Here is a 12,349-nt window from a genome sequence, read left to right as displayed (position 1 = left end):
GCCAGGTAGCGCGCGGCGCGTTCTTCACCGCCATCCTCCCGCGGCACCACGCTGATGGTGCCGTTGGTCTCCAGCAATGCCAGTGCGACGTCGTCTATCGACACCACGTCATGCTGGCGCAAGGCCTTGTGGAAATCGGCAAAACTCACCAGTTGCTGGCGCAGCACTCGTTCGAACACCTTGCCATCCCGCGCCAATACCACCGGCACACCCTCCACCAGCCTCTCCACGCGGCGACTGCGCGAGGTGACGTACGCCACCCCGTAATTCAACACGATCAGCGTGGTCGCCATGATCAGCGCCCCGGTCAGCGAGTTGTCCCCGCCATTGATCCCGTTCTGCACCGCATTGCCGATCAGGATCAGCATCACCAGGTCGAACGGCGTGGACTGCCCCACCGCCCGCTTGCCGGACAGGCGAACCAACACCATCACCAGGACATAGATCGCCGTCGCCCGCAGCACGAACACCCACCACGGCGCGGATAACTGGAACAACTCGGACATCGGGATTCCCCAGGTGATCTCTCGACCGCGATATTCCCACACGGAAGGCAAGCCCCCTTGGTAAGGGGGCGCCCCGAAGGGGCAGGGATTGGAAGCACTAGCCGGGGCCCAAAGTTTGCGCAGCGAACTTTGGGTTTTTATGCGTCGCCAAAGGCGGCACATAAAAAAGCCCCGCAGCCAGGGGGGACTGCGGGGCCGGGCTTGGAACGCCGGTTGGGGAGAACCGGACTGTTCCTGGATCACACCAGGGGAGGGGTAGTGATCAGCGACAGACATTGCATCTGTCGCGAGTGATATGACCACTTTCCAGCTGGATGGTTCGTGAAGATTCGGGTTAAAAAACTGTTGGGTTCAGGAATGATTCATCGCCCCGGCAAGGCTAGTGAAAGCCGCGCTGCAGGACGACTTTCGTTTGTTCCTGGATAGCCCGTCAGCGGGCGTCAGTGCGCCTCGTCCCAGTTGTCGCCTACCCCGGTATCGACCACCAGCGGTACCCGCAATTCCGCCGCTGCCGCCATGCGCGCCGGCACTTCGTCCAGCAGGGTCGGCAGGAAGGCTTCGTCCACCTCGAACACCAGTTCGTCGTGCACCTGCATCAGCATCAGCGCACGCCCACCCTGCCCGGCCAGCCAGGCGTCGATGTCCACCATCGCCCGCTTGATGATGTCGGCCGCGGTGCCCTGCATCGGCGCATTGATCGCCGCGCGTTCGGCACCGGCGCGCTGCGCCGCATTGCGCGAGTGGATGTAGTCCAGCGCCAGTCGACGGCCAAACACGGTTTCGACGTAGCCCTGTTCGCGCGCCTGTTCGCGGGTGCGTTCCATGAAGTCGCGCACGCCGGGATAGCGGCTGAAGTACAGCGCGATGTAGTCCTGCGCCTCGCCACGCGAAATCCCCAACTGCCGCGCCAGGCCGAACGCGCCCATGCCGTACATCAGGCCGAAGTTGATCGCCTTGGCCGCACGACGCTCGTTCGCCGTCACTTCGTCCAGTGATTTTCCGAATACTTCCGCCGCTGTCGCGCGATGGATGTCCGCGCCGCTTTCGAACGCCCGCACCAGCGCCGGATCGCCGGACAGGTGCGCCATGATCCGCAGCTCGATCTGCGAGTAGTCGCAGGCCACCAGCTTGCGTCCCTTGGGCGCGACGAAGGCGGTGCGGATGCGCCGGCCTTCCTCGCTACGGATCGGGATGTTCTGCAGGTTCGGATCGGACGAAGACAGCCGCCCGGTGGCAGCACCGGCCTGGTGGTAGCTGGTGTGCACGCGGCCGGTATCCGGGTTCACCATCTCCGGCAGCTTGTCGGTATACGTGCTGCGCAGTTTCGCCAGGCCACGATATTCCAGGATGATGCGCGGCAGTTCGTGCTGGTCGGCAATCGCCTCCAGCGCTTCCTCGTTGGTCGAGGGTGCGCCGCTAGGCGTTTTCACCAACGCCGGCAATTTCAATTCATCGAACAGCAACGCGCCGAGCTGCTTGGGCGAATCCAGGTTGAAGCTGCGGCCCGCGAGTTCGGTCGCCTTCTGCTGCGCGGCCAGCATCCGCCGTGATAGTTCGGCGGACTGCCGGCGCAGTTCGTCGGCATCGATCATCACGCCGTTGGCTTCGATCCGTGCCAGTACCGGTACCAGCGGCATCTCGATGTCGCGATAGACCGACAGCAAGCTCGGCACCGCTTCCAGTTTCGGCAACATCGTGCGATGCAGGCGCAGGGTGATGTCGGCGTCTTCCGCCGCGTAGCGGGTCGCATCGTCCAGCGCGACCTGGGCGAAGCCGATTTGCTTCGCGCCCTTGCCGACCACGTCCTCGTACTTCACGGTCTGGTAGCCGAGATGACGCAACGCCAGCGAATCCATGTCGTGGCGCGCGATCCCGGCATTCAGCACGAAGCTTTCCAGCATGGTGTCGTCGGCATAGCCCTGCAGGTCGACGCCGTGGCGGCGCAGCACATGGATATCGTACTTGCCGTGCTGACCGAGTTTCTTCTTCGATGGATCGGTCAGCAACGGCCGCAGCGCGTCCAACACGGTCGCACTCGACAACTGCTCGGCCACGCCGGGTGCGCTATGCGCCAGCGGGATGTAACAAGCCTTGCCTGGCTCCACGCACAGGCTGATGCCGACCAGGTTGGCGCGCATCGGATCCAGCGAATCGGTTTCGGTATCGAAAGCGAATTCATCGGCCTCGCGGAACTTCGCCACCCACGCATCGAGCTGCGCAGTGGTGAGCACGCATTCGTATTCGCCGGGGGCGGACAAGGCCGGGTCGATGTCGGTTTGCGCCGCAGTGGCTGCTGGCGCGACGAAACCGCTCCCGCGCGCCACGCCGGGCTCCTTCTCGCCTGTCGTTGATGCACTTGCCGCGCCGCCGTCGAGTTCCTTCAGCGCTTGGTTGAAGCCGTAGCGCGTGTACAGCGTGCGCAAGGCATCGGCATCGCGTTCGCGCAACGCCAGGTCGCTCGGCCCCTGCGCCATCGCCACATCGGTCTTGATGGTGGTCAGCGTGCGGTTCAGCGGTAGCCGCGGCAGCGCTCCGCGCAGGTTGTCGCCGATCTTGCCCTTGATCGCATCGGCATGCGCCATCACGCCATCCAGCGTGTCGTACTCGGCCAGCCATTTGGCGGCGGTCTTCGGTCCGCATTTCTCCACGCCCGGGATGTTGTCGACCTTGTCGCCCATCAGCGCCAGGTAATCGACGATCTGGTCGGCGCGCACGCCGAATTTCTCGATCACGGCCGCATCGGAATCCAGCTTGCCGCCACTCATGGTGTTGACCAATGACACATGCGGGCGCACCAGCTGCGCCATGTCCTTGTCGCCGGTGGAGATGATCACGTCGATGCCTTCGGCCGCGCCGCGAACCGCCAGCGTGCCGATCACGTCGTCGGCCTCCACGCCTTCGACGCGCAGGATCGGCAGGCCGAGTGCCGCCACGATTTCCATCATCGGCTCGATTTGCGCGCGCAATTCATCCGGCATTGGCGCGCGGTTGGCCTTATAGTCGGCGTACAGGTCGTCACGGAAGGTCCTGCCCGGCGCATCCATCACGAAGCCGATGTACTCCGGCTGCTCCTTCAGGTGTCCGCGCAGCATGTTGACGATGCCGAACAGTGCACCGGTCGGTTCGCCGGCGGCATTGCTCAGCGGTGGCAACGCGTGGAAGGCGCGATAGAGGTAGTTGTATCCGTCGATCAGAACGAGCTTGGCCATGCGGCGATTCTACGCGCCGACCCGCTGGCACAATGGCGTCCTGCTTCCATCGAGTTGTCCTGATGCTGCGCTGGTTCGAATCCCGCCTTGCTCCCTTCCCCGACGCCCCACCCACGCAGCCGCCGACCAGCCTGTATGCGTTCTGCCGCCACTACACGCGCGGCGCGGAACCGTGGCTGCTGCTCATGGCGATCACCACCGCCTTGATCGCCATCGCAGAGGTGTCGTTGTACGCCTATGTCGGCGACGTGGTGGATCGCATGAACAGTCTGGGCGCCGCGAACTTCCTGTCGAGCGAAGGACCACGCCTGGCCTGGATGGCGGCACTGATCCTGTTGGGCCTGCCGCTGATTGTCTGGCTGAATTCCACCGTGCAGCACCAGACCCTGCTGGGCAATTTCCCGATGCGGATCCGCTGGAACGTACATCGCTACCTGCTGCGGCAGTCGATGGGCTATTTCCAGGACGAATTCGCCGGGCGCATCGCCACCAAGTTGATGCAGACCTCGCTGGCCGTGCGCGAAACCGTGGTCAAGCTGCTCGACATCGGCAACTACGTAGTGGTGTATTTCGGCGGCACGCTGGTGGTGGCAGCCTCCGCGGATTGGCGGCTGATGCTGCCGTTCGCCGGCTGGTTGTGCTGCTACGCCCTGCTGATGCGCTGGTTCGTGCCGCGCATGGGCAAGATCTCGCAACAACAGGCGGATGCGCGCTCCACCATGACGGGGCGCATCGTCGACAGCTACACCAATATCGCCACGGTCAAGTTGTTCTCACACTCGCAGCGCGAGCAGGCCTACGCACGCGAAGCGATGGATGGCTTCCTGCAGACCGTCTACCGACAGATGCGCCTGGGCACCATCGTCCACGGCGTGCTGTACACGCTGGACATGATGCTGCTCGCGGCGGTGGGCGGACTGGGCATCTGGCTGTGGCTGGATGGGCAGGTCAGCGTCGGCGCGGTCGCGGTCTCCTCCGCGCTGGCACTGCGCTTGCTGGGTATGTCGCACTGGATCATGTGGGAGCTGTCCGCGCTGTTCGAGAACATCGGCACCGTGCACGACGGCATCAGTTCGATCTCGCTGCCGCCGACGGTGGACGACGCACCCGGCGCGCCCGCGCTGCCACGTGTGGCCGGCGACGTGCGCTTCCAGGACGTGGCGTTCCACTACGGCAAGGGCGGCGGCGTGATCGAGCACCTGGACCTGCACATCAAGCCCGGCGAAAAGATCGGCGTGGTTGGCCGTTCCGGTGCGGGCAAGTCGACGCTGGTGAATTTGCTGCTGCGCTTCCACGATGTCGAAGCCGGGCGCATCACCGTGGATGGCGTGGACGTCGCCAGCGTGCAGCAGGATTCGCTGCGCGCGCAGATCGGCGTGGTGACGCAGGACACGTCGCTGCTGCATCGCTCGGTGCGCGAGAACATCCTGTACGGCCGCCCCGACGCCAGCGACGCGGAGATGATCGAAGCCGCACGGCAGGCCAATGCCGACGGCTTCATCGCCGAGCTGGTGGATGCCAAGGGCCGCCGCAGTTACGACGCGCAGGTCGGCGAACGCGGGGTCAAGCTGTCCGGCGGACAGCGCCAGCGCATCGCGATTGCGAGGGTGTTACTGAAGAACGCACCGATCCTGGTACTGGACGAGGCGACTTCGGCGCTGGATTCGGAAGTGGAAGCGGTGATCCAGGAGAACCTGTACCGGCTGATGCAGGGCAAGACGGTGATCGCGATCGCGCATCGGCTGTCCACCATCGCGGCGATGGATCGGCTGGTGGTGATGGACAGCGGCCATATCGTCGAACAGGGCACGCACGAAGAACTGCTGGCGAGTGGCGGCCTGTACGCGCAGCTGTGGCAACGACAGTCTGGCGGGTTCCTTGAATTGAACATCGAAGAAACCGAGGCCAGCGAAGCGTGACGCCCCACACCACGCACCCATCGCCCATACTTCCCGCCACGCCCCACCGGAGCCACCCCATGCGCCCGATCCTGCCCCTGCTGTTCGCCCTCGCGCTGTCCGCCTGTGCGACCGTGCCGCCCGAAGACATGCTGGCCGATGCCGTGCCGGTCACCCGCACCGAAGGCAATGGCGACGTCATCACCGAATATCGCGTGGCCGGCGCGTTGAAGATGGTGAAGGTGGTGCCGTTCCGCGGGCCGACCTACTACGTCTACGACCGCGATGGCGACGGCAAGCTGGACTGGAGCAAGGGCGAAGCGCCGATGACCTACTACAAGCTCTACAGCTGGTAACGATGGCGGGCACGATCGAAATCCGCGATGCCGCCGATGCCGATGCACTGCGCGCCGCCTGGCCGGTGGTACAGCAGCTACGTCCCGAATTCGACGGCGAAGGCTATGTGGCGCAGGTGCTGCGGCAGATCGCGACCGACGGTTGCCGCGCCAGCGTGCTGTACGACGAAGGCATACCGCGTGCCTTCGCCTGTTGGCGGGTGATGGAGATGCTGGCCGTCGGCAAGCATGTGTATGTCGACGACCTGGTCACCGATGCCGGCGTGCGCAGCCGCGGTTACGGCAAGGCGATGCTGGACTGGTTGAAGGTCGAAGCGAAGCGACTGGGCTGCGAACGCCTGCAACTCGACTCCGGCACCGGGCGCAAGGACGCGCATGCGTTCTACCTGCGCGAAGGCCTGCGCATCGAGGCCTTCCACTTCGGCATCAAGCTGGACTGAAGCGCGCTGAACTGAAGCCGCACGGCTCACCAATCGGTCGGCCGGTAGTCCTTCAGGAACTGGCCCCACACGTGGTTGCCGGTATTGATGCCATCGATGATGGGATCGAGGATGCGCGCCGCGCCATCGACGATGTCCAGCGGCGGATGGAAGCGTTCCTCGATGATCTTGCGCGCCGCCAGCGCCACCGGGTCTTCGTCGGTCACCCAGCCGGTGTCGACGCTGTTCATGTGGATGCCGTCGCCGTGGTAATCCGCCGCGGAGGTGCGCGTCATCATGTTGAGCGCGGCCTTGGCCATGTTGGTATGCGGGTGCCGGGTGGTCTTGAAGTTGCGGTAGAACTGCCCTTCCATCGCCGACACATTGACCACGTGCTTGTCGCGGCCGGGCGTGCGCAACATCAGCGGTTTCAGCCGCGCGTTGAGCAGGAACGGGGCGACGGCATTGACCAGTTGCACTTCCAGCAATTCCACCGACGGCACCTCGTGCATCAGCAACCGCCATGAGTTCTGCTCGCGCAGATCGATTTGCTGCAGGTCCTGGTCCAGCCGCCCTTCGGGGAACAGGTGTTGCTGGGACAGCAATTCTTCCTGCAACAGCGGCAATTGCGAGAGTTCGGCAGCATGGGTCAACCCGGGTGCCGCCGATCCGCCCTGCCCGAGCACGGCGACCGCACTATCGTTGCCGGCCTCGCCCGCATCCGCGCCACGCATGCCTTCGTAGCGGCCCAGCAAGGCGCGGATCGGTTCCGGCGCATCGGCCAGCGCCGCGCGCTCGGCCTGCATCATGTGGGTATAGAAATCCGGCGGACGACGCACGGTCTGGCAGGCGTTGTTGACGATGAAATCCAGCCGCTCGTGCGTTTCCAGCAGGCCGCGGCAGAACGCTTCCACGCTGGGCGTGTGGCGAAGATCCAGGCCGAAGATTTCCAGCCGATGCTTCCATTGCTCGAAGTCGGGCTCCTCCGCATAACGCTGGGCGGAATCGCGCGGGAAGCGCGTGGTGACGATCAGGTGCGCGCCGCAACGCAACAGCTTGAGTCCGGTCTGGTAGCCGATCTTGACCCGCCCGCCAGTGAGCAACGCGACCCGGCCATGCAGGTCGGCGAGTTCGGTGCGCTTGGCGAAATTGAACTCGGCGCAGGCCGGGCACATCTGGTCGTAGAAATGGTGGATCTGCGTGTATTTCTGCTTGCAGACATAGCAATGCTGCAGATGGATCGATTCGCGTTGGGTCATCCGCGCGCCTTCCTCGCCGGGCTTGATGTCGTTGGCTTCGAAGCCGGTCGGCGGGAAGTAGTTGCTGGCGGTGAACACCGGCTTGCGGCGCAGCGCGCGGATGCCGGTATCGTCCAGCAGGGCATCGTCCTTGCGGATCGCCTCGGCAGCGCGGGCGCGTTCGGCGGCCTTCATGCGCTGGCGGCGCGCCACCGGATCCGGGTGATAGACGCCGGCCACCGCGCGTTGCAGGCGGTCGCGATCTTCCTTGGGCAAGCGCGCCAGCAGGGAATGATCGTCGGCCACTTGTTCAAGCGCCGAGGTCGCGGCGCGCAGGCGTTCGATCAACGCAGCGTCATCGCCCGTGTCCGGCGTCGAGTTTTCATCGATGTTGTTCAAGGAATGTCCGTACTTTCGAAGTGTGTGCTTGTCGCGGGCCGTTGCTTCAGGCGCCGCGCACGCGCAGGGTCAGGCCCTTGAGGAAATTGCGCAGCAGCTGGTCGCCGCACAGGCGGAAATTCTTGTGCCCGGGTTGGCGGAACAGCGCGCTCAACTCCGGCTTGGAGATCGGGAAGCCGGCAGCGGCGAACACCTCGTGCATGTCCACGTCCTTCAGCTCGAAGGCAACGCGCAGCTTCTTCAGCACCACGTTGTTGTTGACCCGCTTCTCCACCGGGCGCGGCGGCAGGCTGTCGTCCTTGCCGCGCATGTACTGCACCAACCCATCGAGGAAATGCGCCAGCACGACATCGGGGCATTCGACGAAACCGTCCTCGCCTTCCTTCTTCAGGAAGCCTTGCAGCGCCTCCTTGTCGATGGCAAAGCCCGGGTCCGGCAGGCTGATGAGCTCGAGCACCTTGTTGTCGCTGAGGTCGAGCATGTAGCGGATGCTGCGCAGCACGTCGTTGTTGATCATGGCGGGTTCCGTGGTGGCGTCGTTCGATGCGACGCGATGTCGCAACTGCGGGATTGATTCGGGATGAGAGTGCTTGCGGTCAGGCCGGCTGCAAGTTGGCGTAGGCCAGCACCAGCCACTTGCTGCCGCTGTCCTCGAAGTTCACTTGCACGCGCGCATGCGAACCGCTGCCTTCGACATCGGTGACGAAGCCGGTGCCGAAGGTGGGATGACGCACATTCGAGCCCAGCTGGATCGCCGGGGTTTCCAGCGCCGCATGCCCGCGATCGCGCGGCACATAGCGATCGCGCTGCGTCGAGTAGCCGCCACGCGCGGCCTGCGGCTTGGGGCGAATTTCGCGCAGCAGGGCCTTCGGGATCTCGCGCAGGAAACGCGACGGCAGGCCGTACATATCGCTGCCGTGGATGCGCCGGGTTTCCGCATGGCTCAACACCAGCTGCTGGCGTGCGCGAGTGATGCCGACATAGGCGAGCCGACGTTCCTCCGCCATGCGACCGGGCTCCTCCGCCGAACGCATGTTCGGGAACAATCCTTCTTCCAATCCGACCAGGAATACCAGCGGAAATTCCAGGCCCTTGGCGCTGTGCAGGGTCATCAGCTGCACGCCATCAGCACCGGCCTGCGCCTGTCCTTCACCTGCTTCCAGCGAGGCATAACTGAGGAAGGCCACCAGCTCGCTCATTTGCGCGGCGTCCTCGTCGTCGCCGCGACGGAAGCGCGAGGCGACCGAGACCAGTTCGTCCAGGTTGTCGGTACGCGAATCCAGCGAGCCGCGCGATTCGTTTTCGTAGTGCATGCGCAATCCACTGCGCGCCAACACATGGTCGATTTTTTCCTGCAGCGGCATCTCCGTGGTTTCCACGGCCAGCGCTTCGATCAGGTTTTTGAACGTCGCCAGCGCGTTGCGCGCACGCGCGGCCAGCACGGTCTCGCCGCACACGCGTTGCACCGCGCGCCACAGCGAGACGCCATGTTCGCGCGCCGCGCGGCGCACTTCGTCCAGGGTGCGTTCGCCGATGCCGCGGGTCGGCGTGTTGACCGCGCGTTCGAAGGCTGCGTCGTCATCGCGATTGGCGATCAGGCGCAGGTAGGCCAGCGTGTCCTTGATTTCGGCGCGTTCGAAGAAGCGCATGCCGCCGTACACGCGGTACGGGATCTGCGCCGCCAGCAACGCTTCTTCGAAGGCGCGCGATTGCGCATTGCTGCGGTACAGGATCGCGGCCTCGCCGTAGCTGCCGCCATCGCGCACCCATTGCGCGATGCGCTCGATCGCATAACGCGCCTCGTCGATCTCGTTGTAGGCCGCGTACAGGTCGATGGATTCGCCTTCGCCGGCATCCGTCCACAGCTGCTTGCCCAAGCGGTCGTCGTTATGGGAGATCACCGCATTCGCGGCATTGAGGATGTTGGCGCTGGAGCGGTAGTTCTGCTCCAGCTTCAGCGTCACCGCACCGGGGAAATCGCGCAGGAAGCGCTGCACGTTCTCCACCTTCGCCCCGCGCCAGCCGTAGATCGCCTGGTCGTCGTCGCCGACCACGAAGACCTGGCCGGTGTCGCCCGCCAGCAGGCGCACGAAGCCGTACTGGATCGCGTTGGTGTCCTGGAATTCATCGACCAGCAGCTGGCCGAAGCGGTGGCGGTAATGCGCGAGCAAGGCCGCGTTGTCGCGCAGCAGTTCGTGCGCGCGCAACAGCAGTTCGGCGAAATCCACCAGCCCGGCGCGTTCGCAACGCGCCTGGTATTCGGTGTAGGCGCGCAGCATCACTTCGCCCCACTCGTCGCCGGACGGCTGGATGTGCTGCGGACGGCGGCCTTCGTCCTTCTGCGCGTTGATCCACCACGCGATCTGGCGCGGCGGGAAGCGGCTGTCGTCGATCTCCAGCGCCTGCAGCACGCGCTTCACCAGTCGCTGCTGGTCGTCGCTGTCCAGCACCTGGAAGCTTTCCGGCAGCTTCGCTTCCTGCCAGTGCAGGCGCAGCAGGCGGTGGGCGATGCCGTGGAAGGTGCCGATCCACATCCCGCGCGGCTCGCCGCCCAGCTGCGCGCCGATGCGCGCGCGCATCTCGCCCGCCGCCTTGTTGGTGAAGGTGACCGCGAGGATGCCGTGCACCGGCACGCCGAACACCTCGTGCAGCCAGGCGATGCGGTGGGTCAGTACGCGGGTCTTGCCGGAGCCGGCGCCGGCCAGCACCAGGTAATGGCCGGGTGCGGCGGACACGGCTTCGCGCTGGGCCGGGTTCAGCCCGTCGAGCAGGTGGGAAACATCCATCGCGCCATTCTACCGGCGCGATGGGGGCAGGCTCAGTGCGCGGCGCGCTTGCCCGGCGTGGCCGACATCACCTTGTCGGTCCAGGCGATGCCCAGCGCGGACAGGATGAAGATGGTGTGGATGATGGTCTGCCACATCACGCCAGTGGCGGTGACCTTGCTGCAGGTCACGCCGGCGTAGCCGATCGCCAGTGCATCTTTCGCGGCCACGAACGCGCCCGGCGTACCGCACAGCGGCATGCCATCCAGATTGCCGGCCTCGATGAAGGTCTTCAGCAGGTGGATCGAGGAGATGCCGATGATCGCCATCGCCAGTTTGACCTTGAGCACGCTGGCGTTGACGTGGCTCAGCCATTCCGGCTGGTCGGGGTGGCGCTCCAGGCGCATGCGCGAAACGAAGGTCTCGTAGCCGCCCACGATCACCATCATCAGCAGGTTGCTGATCATCACCACGTCGATCAGGCCCAGCACCAGCAGCATGATCTCCTGTTCGCTCAGGGTGGTGGCGTCGGCCACCAGGTGCGTGAGTTCCTTGAGGAACAGGAACACGTACACGCCCTGCGCCACGATCAAGCCCAGGTAGAGCGGCAGCTGCAGCCAGCGCGAGGAGAAGATCAGCGCGGGCAACGGATTCAGGCGTGTATCGCGGTCTGTGGACATGGGTGGCTCAGGCGAAAAATCCTGCGCAGGGTAACGGGCGCAGCCGGACCTGCCAAGCAAGTGCAACACTGCGTTGACGGCATGCTTGCGGGCCCGGGGCTAGAGTGGCCTCCCCGTGCGAGGAGATATCCGATGATCGACCTGCATTACTGGCCCACGCCGAATGGGCACAAGATCACCCTGTTCCTGGAAGAAGCCGGGCTGGAGTACCGCATCCTGCCGGTGGATATCGGCAAGGGCGCGCAGTTCGATGCCGGTTACCTGAAGATTTCGCCGAACAACAAGATGCCGGCGATCGTCGATCACGCTCCTGCCGACGGCGGCGCACCGATCAGCGTGTTCGAATCCGGCGCGATCCTGCAGTACCTGGCCAACAAGACCAGCCGCTTCCTGGGCATTGCCGAGGGCGCGGACGCGCAAACCGCATTGCGCCAGCGCATCCTGGTCAACGAATGGCTGTTCTGGCAGATGGCCGGGCTGGGCCCGATGACCGGCCAGTACGGGCATTTCCACGTGTATGCGCCGGAAGACATCGGCTACGCGAAAGACCGCTACCGCAAGGAAGCCGAACGCCTGCTGGGCGTGCTGGACAAACAGTTGCAGGGCCGCGCCTTCATCGCCGGCGGCGACTACAGCATCGCCGACATGGCCAGCTATCCGTGGATCAGCCCATACAACAAGGCACCGCTGGACCTCACCGCGTTCCCGAATATCGAGCGCTGGCATTCCGACGTGGCCGCACGGCCGGCGACGATGCGCGCATATGCGCTCTCCAAGCAAGTGAATCCGGAAGCCGGCAAGACGCTCTCAGATGAGGAGAAGAAGATCCTGTTCGGACAGGGCGCACGCTGACATCACAAACGACGACGGCGCCCGCAG

At 64.8% G+C, this 12,349-nt stretch carries 9 protein-coding genes and 1 pseudogene; 4 read left to right on the top strand and 6 right to left on the bottom strand.

What is annotated here, in order from left to right; all coding sequences use genetic code 11:
• Nucleotides 1-35: 35 nt before the first annotated feature.
• Both G7079_RS01805 and polA read right to left on the bottom strand, forming a co-directional pair.
• Nucleotides 36-506: pseudogene (locus G7079_RS01805) on the bottom strand (YetF domain-containing protein); the annotation flags it as partial.
• A 440-nt stretch (nucleotides 507-946) separates the two neighbouring features.
• Complete coding sequence (gene polA, locus G7079_RS01800) at nucleotides 947-3,715, bottom strand: DNA polymerase I (protein WP_166054988.1); 2,769 nt, start codon at nucleotides 3,713-3,715, stop codon at nucleotides 947-949.
• Between the two features lie 62 nt (nucleotides 3,716-3,777).
• On the opposite strand from polA, the gene G7079_RS01795 reads away from it, so the two are divergent.
• From G7079_RS01795 to G7079_RS01785, 3 genes are read left to right on the top strand one after another with little or no spacing between them, the layout of a single operon-like run.
• Nucleotides 3,778-5,634, top strand: a complete 1,857-nt coding sequence (locus tag G7079_RS01795) for an ABC transporter ATP-binding protein (protein WP_166054986.1) — start codon at nucleotides 3,778-3,780, stop codon at nucleotides 5,632-5,634.
• 59 nt (nucleotides 5,635-5,693) lie between these two features.
• Nucleotides 5,694-5,969 (top strand): DUF2782 domain-containing protein, encoded by a 276-nt coding sequence (locus G7079_RS01790; RefSeq protein WP_166054984.1) that lies wholly within the window; start codon nucleotides 5,694-5,696, stop codon nucleotides 5,967-5,969.
• Nucleotides 5,970-5,971: 2 nt separating this feature from the next.
• Nucleotides 5,972-6,409: a GNAT family N-acetyltransferase gene (locus tag G7079_RS01785; RefSeq protein ID WP_206203231.1), complete on the top strand. Its 438-nt coding sequence runs from the start codon at nucleotides 5,972-5,974 to the stop codon at nucleotides 6,407-6,409.
• A gap of 26 nt (nucleotides 6,410-6,435) precedes the next feature.
• Here G7079_RS01785 and G7079_RS01780 read toward each other — a convergent pair whose 3' ends face one another.
• The 4 genes from G7079_RS01780 to G7079_RS01765 form a co-directional block, all read right to left on the bottom strand.
• Nucleotides 6,436-8,016 carry an SDR family oxidoreductase gene (locus G7079_RS01780; protein ID WP_166057801.1) on the bottom strand — a complete coding sequence of 527 codons (1,581 nt, stop codon included), beginning with the start codon at nucleotides 8,014-8,016 and terminating at the stop codon, nucleotides 6,436-6,438.
• A gap of 55 nt (nucleotides 8,017-8,071) precedes the next feature.
• Entirely contained in the window at nucleotides 8,072-8,542 is a 471-nt protein-coding gene (locus G7079_RS01775) for a DUF1456 family protein (protein ID WP_166054982.1), read from the bottom strand.
• Nucleotides 8,543-8,621: 79 nt separating this feature from the next.
• On the bottom strand, nucleotides 8,622-10,811 hold the full coding sequence (gene uvrD, locus G7079_RS01770; protein ID WP_166054980.1) for a DNA helicase II: 2,190 nt from the start codon (nucleotides 10,809-10,811) through the stop codon (nucleotides 8,622-8,624).
• Nucleotides 10,812-10,843: 32 nt separating this feature from the next.
• On the bottom strand, nucleotides 10,844-11,470 hold the full coding sequence (locus G7079_RS01765; RefSeq protein WP_166054978.1) for a TIGR00645 family protein: 627 nt from the start codon (nucleotides 11,468-11,470) through the stop codon (nucleotides 10,844-10,846).
• Nucleotides 11,471-11,602: 132 nt separating this feature from the next.
• Here G7079_RS01765 and G7079_RS01760 point away from each other — a divergent pair, with 132 nt between their 5' ends.
• Nucleotides 11,603-12,322, top strand: a complete 720-nt coding sequence (locus G7079_RS01760; protein ID WP_166054976.1) for a glutathione binding-like protein — start codon at nucleotides 11,603-11,605, stop codon at nucleotides 12,320-12,322.
• Nucleotides 12,323-12,349 lie beyond the last annotated feature (27 nt).

Source organism: Thermomonas sp. HDW16 (genome assembly GCF_011302915.1).
GTDB lineage: Bacteria > Pseudomonadota > Gammaproteobacteria > Xanthomonadales > Xanthomonadaceae > Thermomonas.
Note: the sequence above shows the minus strand (reverse complement) of the source record. Positions and strands in the feature narration are given on the sequence as shown.

What these genes read in the sequence shown, in the direction of transcription:
- uvrD (WP_166054980.1), bottom strand. Translation starts at nt 10,811, where the DNA reads ATGGATGTTTCCCACCTGCTCGACGGGCTGAACCCGGCCCAGCGCGAA.
- polA (WP_166054988.1), bottom strand. Translation starts at nt 3,715, where the DNA reads ATGGCCAAGCTCGTTCTGATCGACGGATACAACTACCTCTATCGCGCC.
- G7079_RS01765 (WP_166054978.1), bottom strand. Translation starts at nt 11,470, where the DNA reads ATGTCCACAGACCGCGATACACGCCTGAATCCGTTGCCCGCGCTGATC.
- G7079_RS01760 (WP_166054976.1), top strand. Translation starts at nt 11,603, where the DNA reads ATGATCGACCTGCATTACTGGCCCACGCCGAATGGGCACAAGATCACC.
- G7079_RS01785 (WP_206203231.1), top strand. Translation starts at nt 5,972, where the DNA reads ATGGCGGGCACGATCGAAATCCGCGATGCCGCCGATGCCGATGCACTG.
- G7079_RS01790 (WP_166054984.1), top strand. Translation starts at nt 5,694, where the DNA reads ATGCGCCCGATCCTGCCCCTGCTGTTCGCCCTCGCGCTGTCCGCCTGT.
- G7079_RS01775 (WP_166054982.1), bottom strand. Translation starts at nt 8,542, where the DNA reads ATGATCAACAACGACGTGCTGCGCAGCATCCGCTACATGCTCGACCTC.
- G7079_RS01795 (WP_166054986.1), top strand. Translation starts at nt 3,778, where the DNA reads ATGCTGCGCTGGTTCGAATCCCGCCTTGCTCCCTTCCCCGACGCCCCA.